The 16,825-nt window shown below is 66.9% G+C and carries 12 protein-coding genes; 3 read left to right on the top strand and 9 right to left on the bottom strand.

What is annotated here, in order from left to right; genetic code table 11:
• Positions 1–3: 3 nt before the first annotated feature.
• From L810_RS01405 to L810_RS01375, 7 genes are all read right to left on the bottom strand, one after another.
• Positions 4–738 (bottom strand): heme-copper oxidase subunit III family protein, encoded by a 735-nt coding sequence (locus tag L810_RS01405; protein ID WP_021156557.1) that lies wholly within the window; start codon positions 736–738, stop codon positions 4–6.
• Complete coding sequence (locus L810_RS01400; RefSeq protein WP_021156556.1) at positions 735–1,346, bottom strand: cytochrome c oxidase subunit 3; 612 nt, start codon at positions 1,344–1,346, stop codon at positions 735–737. Before L810_RS01400 ends, L810_RS01405 begins: the two co-directional genes overlap by 4 nt.
• Entirely contained in the window at positions 1,343–3,097 is a 1,755-nt protein-coding gene (gene ctaD / locus L810_RS01395) for a cytochrome c oxidase subunit I (RefSeq protein ID WP_021156555.1), read from the bottom strand. The genes L810_RS01400 and ctaD overlap by 4 nt, the downstream gene beginning before the upstream one ends.
• 13 nt (positions 3,098–3,110) lie before the next feature.
• The gene (locus L810_RS01390; RefSeq protein ID WP_021156554.1) at positions 3,111–4,262 is read right to left on the bottom strand and encodes a c-type cytochrome; all 1,152 of its coding nucleotides are present in this window, start codon (positions 4,260–4,262) and stop codon (positions 3,111–3,113) included.
• Positions 4,263–4,366: 104 nt separating this feature from the next.
• Positions 4,367–4,882 (bottom strand): hypothetical protein, encoded by a 516-nt coding sequence (locus tag L810_RS01385; protein WP_021156553.1) that lies wholly within the window; start codon positions 4,880–4,882, stop codon positions 4,367–4,369.
• Between the two features lie 197 nt (positions 4,883–5,079).
• The gene (locus tag L810_RS01380) at positions 5,080–5,589 is read right to left on the bottom strand and encodes a hypothetical protein (RefSeq protein ID WP_027792800.1); all 510 of its coding nucleotides are present in this window, start codon (positions 5,587–5,589) and stop codon (positions 5,080–5,082) included.
• Positions 5,590–5,708: 119 nt separating this feature from the next.
• Positions 5,709–5,924: a DUF3820 family protein gene (locus tag L810_RS01375; RefSeq protein ID WP_027792801.1), complete on the bottom strand. Its 216-nt coding sequence runs from the start codon at positions 5,922–5,924 to the stop codon at positions 5,709–5,711.
• A 164-nt stretch (positions 5,925–6,088) separates the two neighbouring features.
• Between L810_RS01375 and L810_RS01370 the strand changes: the two genes are divergently transcribed.
• Positions 6,089–6,277, top strand: coding sequence for a hypothetical protein (locus L810_RS01370; RefSeq protein WP_021156550.1), 189 nt, complete (start codon positions 6,089–6,091; stop codon positions 6,275–6,277).
• Positions 6,278–6,585: 308 nt separating this feature from the next.
• On the opposite strand, the gene L810_RS01365 is transcribed toward L810_RS01370, so the two are convergent.
• Together L810_RS01365 and L810_RS01360 are read right to left on the bottom strand one after the other, a co-directional pair.
• The gene (locus L810_RS01365; RefSeq protein ID WP_021156548.1) at positions 6,586–7,248 is read right to left on the bottom strand and encodes an OmpA family protein; all 663 of its coding nucleotides are present in this window, start codon (positions 7,246–7,248) and stop codon (positions 6,586–6,588) included.
• A gap of 127 nt (positions 7,249–7,375) precedes the next feature.
• Positions 7,376–12,028, bottom strand: a complete 4,653-nt coding sequence (locus tag L810_RS01360; protein ID WP_021156546.1) for a YadA-like family protein — start codon at positions 12,026–12,028, stop codon at positions 7,376–7,378.
• A 1,436-nt stretch (positions 12,029–13,464) separates the two neighbouring features.
• On the opposite strand from L810_RS01360, the gene L810_RS01355 reads away from it, so the two are divergent.
• The gene (locus L810_RS01355; protein ID WP_021156543.1) at positions 13,465–14,298 is read left to right on the top strand and encodes a response regulator transcription factor; all 834 of its coding nucleotides are present in this window, start codon (positions 13,465–13,467) and stop codon (positions 14,296–14,298) included.
• The gene (locus L810_RS01350) at positions 14,291–16,639 is read left to right on the top strand and encodes a sensor histidine kinase (protein WP_042972773.1); all 2,349 of its coding nucleotides are present in this window, start codon (positions 14,291–14,293) and stop codon (positions 16,637–16,639) included. Before L810_RS01355 ends, L810_RS01350 begins: the two co-directional genes overlap by 8 nt.
• The last annotated feature ends 186 nt before the right edge of the window (positions 16,640–16,825 follow it).

Here is a 16,825-nt window from a genome sequence, read left to right as displayed (position 1 = left end):
GCCTCACCACAAGTAGAACAGCGCGAAGATGAACACCCACACCAGGTCGACGAAGTGCCAGTACAGGCCGGCGATCTCGACGATCTGGAAGTTGCCGTGTTCGGTGAACCCCGGCTGCAGGATCCTGCGTGCGATCAGCAGCAGGTAGATCACGCCGCAGGTCACGTGAAAGCCGTGGAACCCGGTGATCGTGAAGAAGCACGCGCCGAACTGCGCCGCGCCCAGCGGATTGCCCCACGGGCGGATGCCTTCCCGGAAGATCAGGTTGCTCCATTCGAACGCCTGCAGCGACACGAAGGTGGCGCCCAGCAGCGCGGTCGCCAGCAGCAGCGCGGCGGCGGGCCTCGCGTTGCGCCGGTAGCCGAAGTTGACGGCCATCGCCATGGTGCCGCTGCTGCTGATCAGCGTGAACGTCATGATCGCAATCAGCAGCAACGGCACCTCCACGCCGCCCACGCTGAGCCCGAACACCTTCGCGGTATCGGGCCACGGCGCCGTGGTCGACATGCGCACCGTCATGTAGCCAATCAGGAAACTGCTGAAGACGAACGTGTCCGACAGCAGGAAGATCCACATCATCGCCTTGCCCCACGGCACCTTGAAGACTTCACGATCGGCCGACCAGTCCGTGACGATGCCGCGCCAGCCGTCGGGCCGGGTGTCGGCAGATGACGCATCGGCAGGCGGGGCCGCGGGCGAACCGGCGGCGGGTCCGGTGGGGGCCGTGGGCGCGGTCATGGCGCAGCTCCATACAACGGCCCGCAGACGGCGGCGACGATCCCGGGGGTCAGCCACCACATCGCCGCCAACAGCACGAGCCACACCGTGAGCAGGAAATGCCAGTAGAGCGCGCACAGATCGATGACGCGCCGGGCCCGGAACGGGTCCGCGCGCCGGAGCCGCGCGATCGTCACCGCCCACGCCGCCAGCCCGCCCAGCACATGCAATCCGTGCAGGCCGGTGAGCAGGTAGAGGAAGCTGTTCGACGGATTGACCTCAACGGTCTGCCCGCCAGCCGACAGCAGGTGCCAGGCGGTCAGTTGCCCGGCCACGAACGCGGCCGCCAGCACGCCGCCGCACACGAGCCACGCGGTGCGGTGCAAGGCCGGTTGCCGGGCTCGCTGCATGGCGACGCTGGCCAGCGCCAGCGCGCCGGTGTTCCACCACAGCAGCGCCGGATGCGGGATCGGCTGCCAGTCGGGCTCGCGCATGCGCATCGCATAGGCGAGCAGCAACAGCGAGAACAACGTCGTCGCGACCGCCATGAAGACGATCAGGCCGGTGCGGCCCGCATTCGGCGAGCCGGGTCGCGCGTCGTGAACGAAGAGGCGCGGCAGCGTGGTCATTCGTGGGCCTCGCCGGGGTGAAGCGCCGGGTGGGCCGGTTCAGGCACCGTCGCGGGCGGCTGGTTTTGCGGCACGAAATCTTCCTCTTGCCCCGGCGGACTGTATTCGTATGCCCAGCGGTAGACGACGGGAAGCGCCGCGCCCCAGTTGCCGTGCGCGGGCGGCGTTTGCGGCGTCTGCCATTCCAGCGTGGTGGCCCGCCACGGGTTGCCGTCGGCGCGCCGGCCGTGCACGAGGCTCCACGCCAGGTTGAACAGGAACAGCAACTGCGCGGCCGCGACGATCAGCGCGACGACGGTGATGAACGTGTTGAGCGTCTGCGCCGAATGCGGGATGAAGCTGTAGCCCTGGTACGCGTAATAACGCCGCGGCATGCCGAGGATGCCGAGATAGTGCATCGGGAAGTAGATCGCATAGGTGCCGACGAAGGTGATCCAGAAGTGCGCGCGCCCGAGCGTGTCGTCGAGCATGCGGCCCGTCACCTTCGGGTACCAGTGGTAGAGGCCGCCGAACACCACCAGGATCGGCGACACGGCCATCACCATATGGAAGTGCGCGACCACGAAATACGTGTTCGACAGCGGGATGTCCACGCTCACGTTGCCGAGGTAGAGCCCGGTCAGCCCGCCCAGCACGAAGGTGCTGATGAAGCCGATGGCGAACAGCATCGGCACGGTCAGGTGGATGTCGCCGCGCCATAGCGTCAGCACCCAGTTGTAGACCTTGAGGGCGGTCGGCACGGCGATGATGAGCGTGGTGGTGGCGAAGAAGAAACCGAAATACGGGTTCATGCCGGCGATGAACATGTGGTGCGCCCAGACCACGAAGCTCAGCGCGCCGATGACGACGATGGCCCACACCATCATCCGGTAGCCGAAGATGCTCTTGCGCGCGTGTGTGCTGATCAGGTCCGATGCGATGCCGAAGGCCGGCAGCGCGACGATGTAGACCTCCGGATGCCCGAAGAACCAGAACAGGTGCTGGAACAGCAGCGGGCTGCCGCCGGCATGCGTGAGCGTCTGCCCCATCGACACCACGGCCGGCACGAAGAAACTGGTGCCGAGCGTCCTGTCGAACAGCATCATCACCGCCGACACGAACAGCGCCGGAAACGCCAGCAGCGCCATGATGGTCGCGATGAAGATGCCCCACACCGTGAGCGGCATGCGCATCAGCGTCATGCCGCGCGTGCGTGCCTGCAGCGTGGTGGTCACGTAATTCAGGCCGCCCATCGTCGCCGCGACGATGAAGATCGCCAGCGACACGAGCATCAGCACGATGCCCCATTCGACGCCCGGCGTGCCCGGCAGGATGGCCTGCGGCGGATACAGCGTCCAGCCCGCGCCGGTCGGCCCGCCCGGCACGAAGAAGCTCGCCACCAGCACCAGCACGGCCAGCAGGTAGACCCAGTAGCTCAGCATGTTGAGAAACGGGAACACCATGTCGCGCGCGCCGAGCATCAGCGGGATCAGGTAGTTGCCGAAGCCGCCCAGGAACAGCGCCGTCAGCAGGTAGATCACCATGATCATCCCGTGCATCGTGACGAACTGGTAGTAGTGGTTCGCGTCGATGAACGCGAACTTGCCCGGGAAGCCGAGCTGCAGCCGCATCAGGTCGGACAATACGAGGCCGACCAGCCCGATCGCGATGGCCGTCATCGCATACTGCACCGCGATGACCTTGTGGTCCTGGCTCCAGACATAGCGGGTCCAGAAGCTCTGCGGGGCGTGGTCGCCGTGCGCGTAGGTCATGGTTTCTGCTCCGCTATTGCCTGGCCGCGGTACCGGCCGGAGGCGGCCCGCCTTGCGCCTCGATGTACGCCACCAGTGCGGACAGTTCCTGGTCGCTCAGGTCGAAGTGCGGCATGATCGGCGAGAACCCCTTCACGACCCGCGCCGCCGGATTGCGGATGAACGCGCGCAGATAGGCTTCGTCCACCTTCGCGGTGCTGCCGTCGGCCATCGTTTCGGTTTTGCCGTACAGTCCCTTCCAGGTCGGGCCCACGAGCGGGCTGCCGTCCACGGTGTGGCAGGCGACGCAGCCCTTGGCCGCCGCGAGCGTCTTGCCCAGTTCGGCGAGTGCGTGCGCGCCGCCGCCGGCAGCGGCGGGGGTTGCCTGCACGTGGGCGAGTTGCTGCTGCGCGAAGGTGGTCTGCTGCGCCAGCCAGCGCGAGAACGCGGCTTCGTCTTCCACGACCACCACGCCGCGCATGCCGGAGTGCCCGATCCCGCAGAGCTGCGCGCACAGGATGTCGTAGCGCCCTGCCCTGGTCGGCGTGAACCAGAAGGTGGTCACCATGCCCGGCACCATGTTCATCCGCGCCCGGAACGGCGGAACGTAGAAATCGTGCAGCACGTCGCGCGAGCGCGTCAGCACCTGGACCGGCCGGTTGAGCGGCAGGTGTACCTCAGGCGTCTCGATCAGGTAATTGTCACGGCCGTTGGGGTCGGCGGGGTTCAGGCCGAACGGGTTGTCGTTGCTGATGTAGCGCACGTCCGTCGTGCCCAGCTTGCCGCCGGGGCCCGCGAAACGGAAACGCCATTGCCATTGCTGGCCGAGCACTTCCATCTGCAGCACGTTGCGCGGCGGCCGGATGTAGTCCGCGTAGACGAACAGCCCCGGCGCCAGCAACGCCGCCACGCCGATCGCGGTCAGGCCGATCAGCCACCATTCCAGCCGGCGGTTGTGCGGCTCGTAGGCCGCGCGATGCCCGCTGCGGTGCCGATAGCGCACCAGTGCGACGACGATGAACAGGTTGATGGCGACGAAGAATGCACCGGTGATGACGAGCGTGATCGTCAGCATGTCGTCCATGCGCACCCAGTTCGATGCGATCGGCGTGATCCACCACGGACTGGCAAAGTGAAACCCCACCGCCAACAGGATGATCAGGACCAGGGCAATCGCAAGGGCCATAGGCCGCCTCGCTGCATATCACTCGCCGGCGCCGCCGACACCGGGTTCCGTGTCTCCCGCGAACGCCGGGTGGTCAGGATCGGCGCGGCGGGAAACGCGATGTATCAGTCGTCCACGTTGTGCTTGCGCACTCGCTCGAGCCTGCCGTAGGTGATGGCCGCAACCACGCCGAACAACAGGTTGGCCAGCAACGGCCCGGCACCCCGCTCGGAGACGAACCACGGGAACACGGCCGTCATGACGTAGAAGTTCCACCCATACGCGACGATCCCGAACGCCAGCCCGATGGCGGCTTCCATGCCCACGCTCGAATCGAGGCGGAACGGCGCCATGATCGCCGCGAGCATCACCCCCATGATCGCGCCGAGCACGTAGTGCAGCAGCAGCGCCATCGCGACGATTTCAAGGTTGAATTGCGTCATCTGGCCGAGCGCGCTGCGGCCCATCACCATCGCCGCGATCTTGTGCGTCGGTTGCCACGGGCTCGAGCCGAGCACGAGTGTCGACCAGACGAATTCCAGCGCGATCACCAGCGCACCGCCTGCGAGACCGGCCACGGCGGCGGCGACCCAGTCCGGCGTCCGACGCGCCCAATGGTGCGATTGCATGTGCAGTTCCATACGACCTCCTTGCCGACGCTTCGACGTCGGCGCTTCGGTTCCGAGGGCGTCACGCGCGTCGGGCCTGCGTCACTCGAGCGATCCGGAAGCAGGGTTGCGGGCGCAACGTGCGAACGCCCTTCTCCGCGCGCGGCCGTGCGTTCGACGAAATGCGTCGATGAACCCGGGTATCGGGCAGGCCGGCTTGCTGTCGCGCGTCAGGGGAAGATCGGTGTCGTGGGCTCGGCGCCTTCCAGGTCCGCCGTCGGAAAATGTCTGGCGACCATCTCCTCGATTTCCTGCTCTCGCAATGCCGGCACATCGGCCATGATCAGGATCTGGCCTTCCTGTATGGCCTCGCGAAATCGCTGGAGCCGCGCGTTCGGCTCGGCGATGCCGATCATCGCGGCGGTCCACGCGCCGAAACCCGCTCCCGCCAGCGTCAACCCGACAACGGCGCCGCCCGCGATCACGAGTTCCGCCGGGGGAAATACCAGCGCGACGAGGCCGATCAGTGCACCCGCCGCGCCGCCAAGCGCGACGCCGCGCTCGAGCGCATGCACGACATCGCTGCTTTGCAGCAACGATGCTTCGGGTAACTGATCGAGTGTGACGCTGTGATCGGCGAGGACGTGGATATGGCGCCAGATGATACGTGCGCGCAATAGATCGTCGACGATGGCCTTGGCCATCTGCGTATCGGGTACGAGGAAATAAAGGCGTCTCATGTTGGCACCTCTTTGTGCCGTCGACTACGCTTTCCATTCTATGTCAGCAACGGCAACACAGTAGGTGCGCGCGGGCCAGCGCCGCTGCCGCATGCGAAGCCGTTCGGCACCGAGCGACGCTATCCGCGTTTGCGCAACGGCTCCAGCAAGTCGCGCAGGCCGTTGTGGTCGATTTCATGCATCAGCGCAAGCTGCCGGCCGATTTCGCCGCGCGGGAATCCTTCGCGAGCCAGCCAGTTGAGGTAAGGCCCGGGCAGGTCGGCAATGAGTCGGCCCTTGTACTTTCCAAAGGGCATGGTGACGGTGACGAGGTGTTCGAGATCTGGGGTCTGCATGCCGGTATTGTGCACGGCTTTCCGCTCCCGTCGCATGCCAGGCTGACATCCGACGCGGCAAACCCTCCGGCGACAGCCTCGCGGAAACGGGCGCTGCAAACCGCCCGAGCCCCTTTTCCGGCCTGCTAGACTGAAATTTCCCCCTGCAAACGATGGAGGGAATCATGTTGTCCGTCTATGTCGTGAAGACCGGCGAGCAGTTCCTGTGCACCGCCGAGGATGGCGATATCGGCATGGCACCGGCGGTTGAGGATGCCACGTCGTTTCGTTCGTATGAGGAAGCGGAAATGGCGGCGCACCTGCATGCCGACCCCGGATACGAAATCGTCGCTGTTTGCGTGCTCAGACACTGACGTGGCGCCCGCTACCGGGCGCCCGGTTTGTCGGCCTCGGGAAACCGCTTCGTCACGTGCGCGGTCGTCGTTGAATCGCACAAGACCGGCATCGGCTGATCCACGCCTGCGCCGCCCGAACCACGCGGCACATCGGACACCCGCCGGCCGCCGCATCGAAGGCGGCGCGGCCGAAGGGGTCACCCGACCTCGAGTTCAGGCACCGGCAGCCGTCGCATACGCCACGCATTGGCGCGCGAGCACGTCGGTCGGATCGACCAGCGTCGCACGCGCACCGTTCGGCGCGACATATTCGCGGCCCCCACCCGCTACTTCTGCAGCAGGATCTCCACGCGTCGATTGCTCGCCCGCCCTTCGGCGGTCTCGTTGGAGCCCACCGGATCGGCGTCCCCCTTTCCGGTGGCCGTCACGGAATCCGCGTTCACGCCATGCTCGCGCAAATACGACCCGACCGCCTCCGCGCGGCGCATCGACAGCGCCAGATTGTGTGCATCCGAGCCGACCGAGTCGGTATAGCCGGTCACCTTCAGCAACGAGAAATGCCGGTCCGCCTGACGGTTCAGCAATGCGTCGAGCGAAGCGCGCGCGGCGGGCGTCAGCGTTGCGGAGTCGGTCGCGAAATACGTGTCGCCGGTCAGGCTGACCTTTTCCGCAGCGGCCGGTGCCGCCGCCACCGGCGCCGGAAGCGGCGCGGGTGCCGCGCCGCACTGGAACTCGATCGACCGCGGATCCGCGCCGTCGCGGAACGGCGCCTCCGAATCGACCCGCCGAACCGGCTGCGTGTCGCACATGCGCGTCGCGACCTTCATGCAGGTCTTTTCGCTCGACAGGATGCCGTGACAATCGACGCGAAACGTCCGCACGCCGTTCCTCGGCTGCAGTTCGTAGGCATTGAACGTCGGCCCGGACGCGCTCGAGCAGGCGGCCAGGGAGACCACGGACACGAGCAGGGCAAGAGAGGTTTTCTTCACTGATTCACTCCCGAAAATCGGTTCGATATCGCGCATGCGGCGCGGCAGTGCGGCCGCATGCGGATGCGTTCTCGTTCAGCGCGAACCGTTCCGGCGCTGCACGCCGGAACGGTTCGCCGCGCACGGATCACTTCCACTGATACAACATACCGGCGCCGACCACGCGCTGACTGCCGGCGAAACCGCCGTTCAGCGTCGCCTTCAGGTTCTCCGTGAGGCGCGCCTGCATGCCGACGGCCATCGCCTTCTGGCCGAGGAAGCTCGCCGTACCGACCCCCATCGCGAAATTCGAGTCGCGGTCCATGTGCGGGATCGACGCCATCGCGGCCGTCGCGGCAATCCCGTCGCGCGCCATCGAATCGGTCTGCTGGATCTGCTGCTGCATCTGCGTGAGCTGGTTGTTGACCGTGTTCAGCGATTGCGTGAACTGGTTCGATACCGCGTTCAGCTGGTTCACGTTCACCGCGTCGGTGCCCTGCGTGCCGGCCGCGACGTTGACGACCTGGCGCGCCGACTCCGCCGAGCCGACCGCGACGACGTTCGAGCGCCCGCCGTCGTTGCTGCCCGTGCCGATCGCGGTCGACCCGTTGCCCGTTGCGGTCGAGCCGACGCCGATCGCGGTCGATCCGTTGCCGGACGCCAGCGACCCGTTGCCGACCGCCGTGCTGTTCGAGCCCGATGCGACCGCGCCCGAGCCGCCCGCCGACGAATTCGGCCCCGTCGAGCCCGGCGGCACGTTCGTGCCGGCCGGGTTCGTCGTGTACGACCCGCCGAGGTTGGACGTGCGCTGGGTGATCAGCGTCGTCAACTGGTTGGCGACCGAGTCGAGCTGCGACACGTTGACCGCATCGGTGCCGCTCTTGCCGGCCGCGAGGCCGGTGATCTGCCGGTTGCCGATGTTGACTTCGCCGGCCGACGACTGCGGACTGCTCAGGCCGTACGCGATGTAGTTCGCCTGCGCACCGACAGTGGTCAGCGAACCCGAACCGAGCGCGATGCTGTTCGCGAGCGTCGCCGACGCCCCGGCCCCGAATGCGAGCGCATCGGTTGCCGTGGCGTGCGCGCCCGAACCGAGCGCGACGCTGCCGACGCTCGCCGCGACCGCGTTGGCACCCTGCGCGACCGACTGCGCGCCGGTGGCCGTCGCGCCGCTGCCGAGCGCCATCGCATCGGCCTGCGCGGCGCTCGCCGCCTGGCCGATCGCGACGCCGCCCGGCGCGGTGGCATCGACGATCGCACCGTTGCCGATCCCCACGCCGTTGTCGCCGTTGACCACCGTCGTCGGGCCGACCGCGACCGACTCCGCGCCGACCGCGAGCGAATCGACGGCCGTCGAGTTCGCGTGGAAGTACTTCGTGGTCGTGACCGCGAACGACTGCAGCGCGCCGGCCAGCTGCCGCACGGTCACCGCGTCCTGCTGGCCGGTGCCATCCGCGACGTTGGTGATCTGGCGATACGTCTTGCTCGTCGCGTCGCCGACCGATACCGCGCCCAGCAGCGTCTGGTCGGTCGTGTTGAACGGAATCGACGCGCTGCCGTTGCGGATGGTCCCCGACGCCGGCACCGTCGCGCGATCGGACACCGACCCGGCGCCGAGCGCGATGCTGCCGTCCACCTTCGCGACCGCGTTCGGGCCGATCGCGACGCTGTCGAGCCCGAGCGCCTGGCTGTCCGGCGCCGTGGAGTTAGCGTGGAAATACTTGATGCCGTGCGCGTTGATGTTGTCGATCGCCGAACCGACGTTGTTGTTGACCGTCGTCGAACCGTCGCTGTTGTACGTCACGTACGAAGGCGCGGAGATCGTGCCGGTCGTCGGGTCGTAGGTGGCCCCGCCGCCGATCGCGCCGGCCGTGCTGTTGCCGAGGTTGGTGTTGTTCGACGCGATCGAGCTGAGGCCGGTCGACAGCGAACCGATGCCCGTCGACGTCGCGGTGGACAGCGACGTCAGGTTGCTGTTCGTGCTCGACAGGCCGGTGGACAGCGAGCCGACGGTCGTCGAGGTCGACGTCGACAGCGACGAAATCGAGCTGGTCGTCGAGCTGAGGCCGGTGGACAACGAGCCGATGCTCGTCGACGTCGCGGTGGACAGCGACGTCACGGTGCTGTTGGTCGTGCTCAGGCCGGTGGACAGCGAGGCGACGCCGGTCGACGTCGAAGTCGACAGCGACGTGACCGCGCTGTTCGTCGAACTCAGGCCGGTGGACAACGAGCTGATGCCGGTCGATGTCGAAGTCGACAGCGACGTGACCGTGCTGTTCGTCGAACTCAGGCCGGTGGACAACGAGCTGATACCCGTCGACGTCGATGTGGACAGCGACGTGACCGTGCTGTTGGTCGAGCTCAGGCCGGTGGACAGCGAGCTGATGCCGGTCGACGTCGAAGTCGACAGCGAAGCCACCGAGCTGTTGGTCGAGCTCAGGCCGGTCGACGTCGACGTGGACAGTGATGAAATCGCGCTGTTGGCCGACGACAGGCCGGTCGACGTGGACGTCGACAATGACGTCACGGTGCTGTTGGTCGAACTCAAGCCCGTGGACAACGAGCTAATGCCGGTCGACGTCGACGTGGACAGCGACGAAATCGCGCTGTTGGCCGACGACAGGCCGGTCGATGTGGAGGTCGACAATGACGTCACCGAGCTGTTGGTCGAACTCAAGCCCGTGGACAACGAGGTAATGCCGGTCGATGTCGACGTGGACAGCGACGAAATCGCGCTGTTGGCCGACGACAACCCGGTCGACGTGGACGTCGACAACGAAGTCACCGAGCTGTTGGTCGAACTCAACCCCGTGGACAACGAGGTGATGCCGGTCGACGTCGAAGTGGACAGCGACGAGATCGCGCTATTGGCCGAGGACAACCCGGTCGACGTGGAGGTCGACAACGAAGTCACCGAGCTGTCGGTCGAACTCAACCCCGTCGACAACGAGCTAATGCCGGTCGACGTCGACGTGGACAACGACGTGATCGCGCTATTGGCCGACGACAGCCCGGTCGACAACGACGACACCCCCGTCGACAACGAACTGACGCTCGACGCGGTCGACGTCGACAGCGAATTGACCGCCTGGTTCGTCGCATCGAGCTGCGACCCGTTGATCGCATCCGTGCTCGCCGAATTGATGCGCCCGGCCGCGACGTTGGTGATCTGGCGCTCGGTGCCCGCCGCACCGACGCTGACGACGCTGGTCGGGTTGGTGCCGTTGAAGTTGTAGGTGACGCCGCCAATCACCGCGCTCGCCGTCGGATTCGGCGCGGCCGTCGTCGACCCGGAGCCGAGCGCGACGTCGTTTGCATTGTTCGCCACGGCCGATGCGCCGAACGCCACCGCACCGGCTGCCGCTGCCGTCGACGTATTGCCGAGCGCGAGCGAGCCCGTGCCCTGCGCGATGTTCGAATTGCCGATCGCAACCGCGCCGTCGCCGTTCGCGGTGTTGTTCGAACCCATCGTGACCGCGCCGGTGCCGATCGCGGTGCTCGGGTCGCCGATCGCCACCGCACCGTTGCCGCTGACCGTCTGCCCCAGGCCGAGCGCGACCGCCCCGACGCCGCTCAACACCTTCGAGCTGTTGCCGCCTGCGATCGACCCCGCGCCTGCCGCGGCCGCGATCGAGTTGCTGTCGCCGATCGCCACGGTGGACGCCGCGGCCGCGACACTGTTGATGCCGATGGCCGTCGCATTCGTGGCCGACGCCGTCGCCCCCGAGCCCAGGGCCGTCGCCGAGACGCCGCTGCCGAGCGCGAGATTGCCGAGCGCGACCGCGAATTGCTGGGTCGCGGTCGACTGTACGCCTGCCGCAATCGAACTGACGCCCGATGCGTTCGCGCTCAAGCCGAGCGCCATCGCCTGATTGGCCGCGGCCGTCGTGGCTGAACCCAATGCAATCGAACTGGTGCCGAGCGACTGCGTGCCCGAGCCCGGTACGCCGGCCGTCCCGCCCCAGCCGATCGCGATCGACGTCGCGCCCTTCGCGCCGCTGTTGACACCCATCGCGATCGAGGAATTGCCGGTCGTCAACGCACCGCTGCCCACCGCCACGCCGGCTGCGCCGGAACTCGTCGACTGGTTGCCGAGCGCAATCGCGCCCTGATTGGTCGCCTGCGACGAATAACCGAGCGCAACGCCGCCGATGCCCGACGAAACCGCACCGAGTCCAAGCGCAACCGCATACTGACCCGATGCCGTTGCATTGTTCCCGAGGCCGACGGCGGACGTGCCGTTCGCGGTCGCGCCACTGCCGATCGCCACCGTGCCCGTCTGCGTCGCCTGCGCCGAATTACCGACGGCCACCGAATATGCGCCCGAACCGATCGCCTGCACGCCGAGCGATGCGCTGTTGACGCCGGTCGCCTGCGCGTTGATGCCGACGGCCGTCGAACCGTCCGCCATCGCATGCGCGCCCGGACCCAGCGCCGTGGCAGAAACGCCTGCTGCCGTCGACAGGTTGCCCAGCGCGGTCGAGTTCTGCTGCGCGGCACTCGACCCGACGCCGATCGAGATCGACGTCACACCGCCGGTCGCGGACCCGCCGTCCGGCGCGTATTGCGCGTGCGCCCCCGCATGGAACAACGCAAGATACGTGGACGCCATCAGCACGGCCAGCCGTCGCGGCGACGGCGCCGAAAGCAGGCCCGCGCGTCGCGCGGCGCCCTCGTTCGCCGCATGCTCGCGCGGGCCGCTCGCCGACGCGACACGCTTGCCGCGCGCACGGTCAAGCTCGGAAGCCGCGACCCAGGCCCCCAGTGCTTCGTTCCAGATCGACTTGAACGACTTGTTCATCTTGTGTTCCCTCGGTTCTCATGTGCTGGATGACGCGGCAGCAAACGCGACGGCAGGCGATGACGCACCGGTCTGCCTCCTCGTCCGTGCCGCGACGCTTCGCGCTTCACTTTGGATAGCTAACTAAACGATCGAACAACACTGCTCGGTAATCGCGATCGCGCGGGCGATCGCACGACTGCACGCCGCACGCGTGCATCGGCACGCGGCGCGGCGGCATTCGCCGGTTATCGGTTCATCGAAGCCGATGTCGCGCGAAAGACGGCGGCGCGCGACCCCGCGCATCGCGAATCCGCGTGCGCGTGCCGTCGCGCCGAGCCGGCGGCGACCTCGAATTTCATGGGAAGGCGTCGTTCAGACGCAGGATGGACGGATGCCGACCCGAACCCCGGGACGGCCCGTCACGATTCATTCAGGAGGAGGATGACGCCGCGTGGTCCCCGGGTATGAAGCATGCGCACCCGGTTCGCTCGAACCGGTGCGTTGACCTGCCATGCCTGTCGCATTCATGTTTTTCGTGCCCGCCTGATTCGAGAACGCGCTGCGCGATCGTGCCCGGACGGATCAGACCACCGGGCTGCGCACGCAACCGCTCACTCTCTCCGCCGGCAGTCAAACGCTTTTCCGGATTTCCGGAAATAGCGTCTGACTTGCCGAACGCCCCCGCATCGATTTAATCGATCGAATTTTCTTGACGATTTTTCCGGTCGATGCGTCACACCCTGACCAACCTCACAATCTTTCCGCTTGTCTTTTATACGTACTCGTTCGGAAAATTATGAAATTTGTATTATCCTCGTGCCAATTTTCTTGTCCGTCGTCGCATTCTCACATCCTGAGAATTGCCATCATTCGATGTCACATTGGATATCGCGCCATCCGAATATGGCAGCGGCAGGAATCCTTGCAAAACCGTTCCCCTCGAAGAACCGATTCCAACCGCGCCGGGGCTAGTGTGCGGTCATCCATTCAAACGCATCTTTTCTAGAGCGGAAAAAAGCTTTTCCCGAGCGGACGGCATTCACATTCATACATTCACGCCCGAAATACGGTTTTCACCAAGATAAATCTTGACCATCCCGCAAAAAGACATTAATCAGGCGGGCGTCGATTCAGCGCATCCATTTCCCACTGAAACGCATCGTCTCTCGACACAACTCGCTCGAATTCATTCTGCGGGCCAATTCGATTCGGCAACCGATAAAATCCGGAAATAAAGACCGATATTAAAATGCAATTCGGCATGTTTTTCCACTCCGATTCCATTCGGCGGAGCGCCGGTGCCGAAATCGCACAGCGCCACGCCGGATATGCCCACACGGGCCGCACGGAATCCTCACAATCGGTACTGTTGTCGACATATAATTTTTCGCAACAATCGCGCTGAAAGCGAAGCTTTCAATCCGACCGACCACCCTTCCACCGCGTCCGCCACCATGTCATCCCGCTCGTCCAGTCCGGCGTCGCTTCGCTCCACGCCGGATCTCGCCGACGCCCATATTCTTGTCGTCGACGATCGCCCGAACGACCTGCGGCTCCTGACCGAAATCCTGCGTGCCGCGCGGTGCCGGATCAGCGTCGCGTTCGACGGGCTGCAGGCGTATCACCGCGCCCAGGCGATCGCGCCCGACCTGATCCTGATGGATGTCCGCATGCCGCGCATGGACGGCTTCGCCGCGTGCCGGCTGCTGGCGTCGACGCCGTCGACGCAGTCCATCCCGGTCATCATCCTCACGGCCGCGGGCGATCTCGAGGATCGCATCGCGGGGCTCGAAACCGGCGCGATCGACTACATCGTCAAGCCGTTCGAGCCGACCGAAGTGCTGGCCCGGATCCGCAACCACCTGAAGCGCGCGCGGCGCAGCCAGCCGTTCGCGCACCTGCCCGAGATGCCCGACAACCCGGAGGCGGCCCTCGTGCGCGCGGCGGCCGAGGTCCTGCTGCGCGACCTGCGCCATCCGCCGGCGCTCGAGGATCTCGCCCGGCAGGTCGGCACCCACGAAAAGCGGCTGTCGCGCGTGTTCCGCGACCAGCTCGGCCAGACCGTGTTCGAGTACCTGCGCGATACGCGCCTGCGCGCCGCGATGCATTTCCTCGCGGAGACGTCGATGGGGATCGGCGACATCGCCGAGGAAATCGGCTTTTCCACGCCCGGCAATTTCGCGACGGCGTTCCGCGAACGCTTCGGCATCACGCCGTCCGACTGGCGACGCCAGCGCCATGCGGTCAGCGCGCCGCCCACACCCGGCGGGCATCATCCCGATGTGTAGTCGCAGCGCGGCATGGGCAGCCGGATGGCGCGCGGTGCTGCTGCTTCTGATCGCACTGGCCGTCACCTGCGCGACGGCCCGCGCGGCAGCGACGCCGAACCCCGCGCAACTGGAAGCCGTGTCGGTGTTCGAGGACACGAGCACGACGATGACCGCCGCACAGGTCGCCGCGCGCGTTGCCGATCGACCGCACGATGCGGCCACGACGGCCGCGCCCTCGTTCAACATCGCGTTTTCGCGGTCGGCATGGTGGGTCAGCGCGACGCTGACCAACCGCGACAGCGCCGCCCGGCCGCTGGTGCTGGCGATTCGCGATGCGCGCGTCGACCATGCCGACTTCTATGTCGGCCGGAACGGCCGGTGGACGCTCGGCAGCCGCTTCCCGGCCGCCGACGCCGGCGGAGATACGGCCGGCCCCCCGTCGCGCTACCCCGCACTCGACGTCACGCTGCCCGCCGGCGCAAGCATCCCCGTGCTGATCCGCGTCACGTCGCGCAAGGAGATGCGGCTCGCGCCGGCGGCATTCACCCGCGCGGCATGGGATGCGCTGGAACGGCGCGCGACGATGTGGGACTTCGGTTTCTTCGGCGGGCTGCTCGCGCTCGTGTGGTGCGCGCTGCTGATCGGGTTCTTTTCGCGCAGCGGCGTGTTCTACGTACTGGCCGGGCTTGCGCTGGGCACGACGCTGTTCGAAGCGGCCTACCGCGGTTATACGGCGATGGCGCTGCCGCCCGCGCTGCGCGAGTGGTCGGCACGCGGCGAGATCATCTTCGTGTACCTCGCGATCGCCTGCTTCATCGTCTTCATCCTGACGGTCGCCCGGCGCGAGCAGGCCAGGCTGCCGTTGCGCGCGGTCTACATGGCATTCCTCGCGCTCGAGTTCGTCGGCACGGCCGGCGCCGCTTTCGGCGACCTGCTGACCTTCACGTGGTTCTGCCTGCGGCTGAACGCGGCGCTGGGGATCGTCAACATCAGCCTCGCGCTGTGGCTCGCCATCCGCCGCACGCCGACCGGCCGCGTGATGCTGATCGCGATCGCGTTCGCCACCTTCAACATGCTGATCCGCGTGCTCGACGGCATCGACGCGTTGCCGCCGGTGCTCTCCTGGCTCAAATCCGACATCTATCCGAACCCCGTCATCGCGATCGTCGGGCTTGCCACGCACCTGCTGGTGCTGGCCGCGTGGATTCATCACGTGGGCCGCCAGCGCACCGAGGCACGCAAGCGGCTCGAACACTGGCAGCTCACCGAACAGGATCGCCTGCGCGACGAAGTCGCACGGCGCACGCTCGCGCTCAACGACGCGCTCCAGCAGGTCACGACGCACATGCAGCAGAAGATCGAGACGCTCGGCTACGTCAGCCACGACCTGCGCGCGCCGCTGTCGACGATCAACGGCTACGCGAAGCTGCTGCTGCAAGGCGCGACGCGCGGCCAGGCGCGGCTGATCCGCTCGATCGACCGCAGCATCCGCTACCAGCTCACGCTGATCGACGAACTCCTTGCGTTCACGAAAGCCGAGCTGCAGCCGCTCGGCGTGTCGCCGGACACGACCGACCTGCCCGGCCTGCTCGACGACATCGGCCACTATGCGCTCGCGCTGTGCGCGCAGCAGGACAACCGGTTCGTGTACCGGCCGGCCAGCCCGCTGCCGCGCACGATGTCGATCGACGGGATGCGGCTGCAGCAGGTGCTGCTGAACCTGCTGTCCAACGCATCGAAGTTCACGCGCGACGGCACGGTCACGCTGTCGGTGCATGCGTCGCGCGAAGGCGACGCATGGCGCCTGCTGTTCGAGGTCGCCGATACGGGCATCGGCATCGACATCAGCGGCACCCGCGACATCTTTCGCGCGTACCAGCAGGTTCAGGCCGTCAACGGCGGCACCGGGCTCGGCCTGTTCATCGCACAGCGCATCGTCGGTGCGATGGGCGGCGAACTGGCCGTCGCGAGCCAGCCCGGCGTCGGCACGTCGTTCTCGTTCGCGATCGTCGCGCCGGCCGTCGGGCACGTGCTCGTGCCGGCATCGGAGCTCGTGCGGCGGTTTCATGCGGCGGACGAGGTCGTGCCGGGCGGCACCGCGCCCGCGATGGGCTGCCCGCCCGACGATGCGCTCGACGCGCTGATCCGGCTCGCCGGCAACGGGCAGCTCACCGATATCGAGGAATGGCTCGGCCAGTACGCGGACGAACAGGATTACACGGCCTTCGTGCGGGAGGTGCGCGAGCATCTCGATACGCTGGACCTGCATGCGATCGAGAAGCTGGCCGATACGCTGAAACGCGCGCGCCACGCGGCGGCGACGGACGACGCGGAGACGGACGCGGCCGGGCCGGCCTGATCGCGCGGGCGGGACACCGCCGGCACCGCGTCAGGCCCGCGTTCCGGGTTCCGCCGCACCGAACGTCGAGCCCGCGACGCGATCGCTTCGCCAGCCGTCCCCCCGCTCGCGCTTGCCGATACGCGCCCCGTCGAGCACCCGGCACGCACACGTTTGCGCGCCGCGCCGCGCCCACTTGCGTTGCAT

Origin of the sequence: Burkholderia sp. AU4i (assembly GCF_000466765.1) — a bacterium.
Taxonomy (GTDB): Bacteria; Pseudomonadota; Gammaproteobacteria; order Burkholderiales; family Burkholderiaceae; genus Burkholderia; species Burkholderia cepacia.
Note: the sequence above shows the minus strand (reverse complement) of the source record. Positions and strands in the feature narration are given on the sequence as shown.

Coding starts and splice junctions, on each gene's coding strand:
- L810_RS01405 (WP_021156557.1), bottom strand. CDS start 738: ATGACCGCGCCCACGGCCCCCACCGGACCCGCCGCCGGTTCGCCCGCG.
- L810_RS01400 (WP_021156556.1), bottom strand. CDS start 1,346: ATGACCACGCTGCCGCGCCTCTTCGTTCACGACGCGCGACCCGGCTCG.
- ctaD (WP_021156555.1), bottom strand. CDS start 3,097: ATGACCTACGCGCACGGCGACCACGCCCCGCAGAGCTTCTGGACCCGC.
- L810_RS01390 (WP_021156554.1), bottom strand. CDS start 4,262: ATGGCCCTTGCGATTGCCCTGGTCCTGATCATCCTGTTGGCGGTGGGG.
- L810_RS01385 (WP_021156553.1), bottom strand. CDS start 4,882: ATGGAACTGCACATGCAATCGCACCATTGGGCGCGTCGGACGCCGGAC.
- L810_RS01380 (WP_027792800.1), bottom strand. CDS start 5,589: ATGAGACGCCTTTATTTCCTCGTACCCGATACGCAGATGGCCAAGGCC.
- L810_RS01375 (WP_027792801.1), bottom strand. CDS start 5,924: ATGCAGACCCCAGATCTCGAACACCTCGTCACCGTCACCATGCCCTTT.
- L810_RS01370 (WP_021156550.1), top strand. CDS start 6,089: ATGTTGTCCGTCTATGTCGTGAAGACCGGCGAGCAGTTCCTGTGCACC.
- L810_RS01360 (WP_021156546.1), bottom strand. CDS start 12,028: ATGAACAAGTCGTTCAAGTCGATCTGGAACGAAGCACTGGGGGCCTGG.
- L810_RS01355 (WP_021156543.1), top strand. CDS start 13,465: ATGTCATCCCGCTCGTCCAGTCCGGCGTCGCTTCGCTCCACGCCGGAT.
- L810_RS01350 (WP_042972773.1), top strand. CDS start 14,291: ATGTGTAGTCGCAGCGCGGCATGGGCAGCCGGATGGCGCGCGGTGCTG.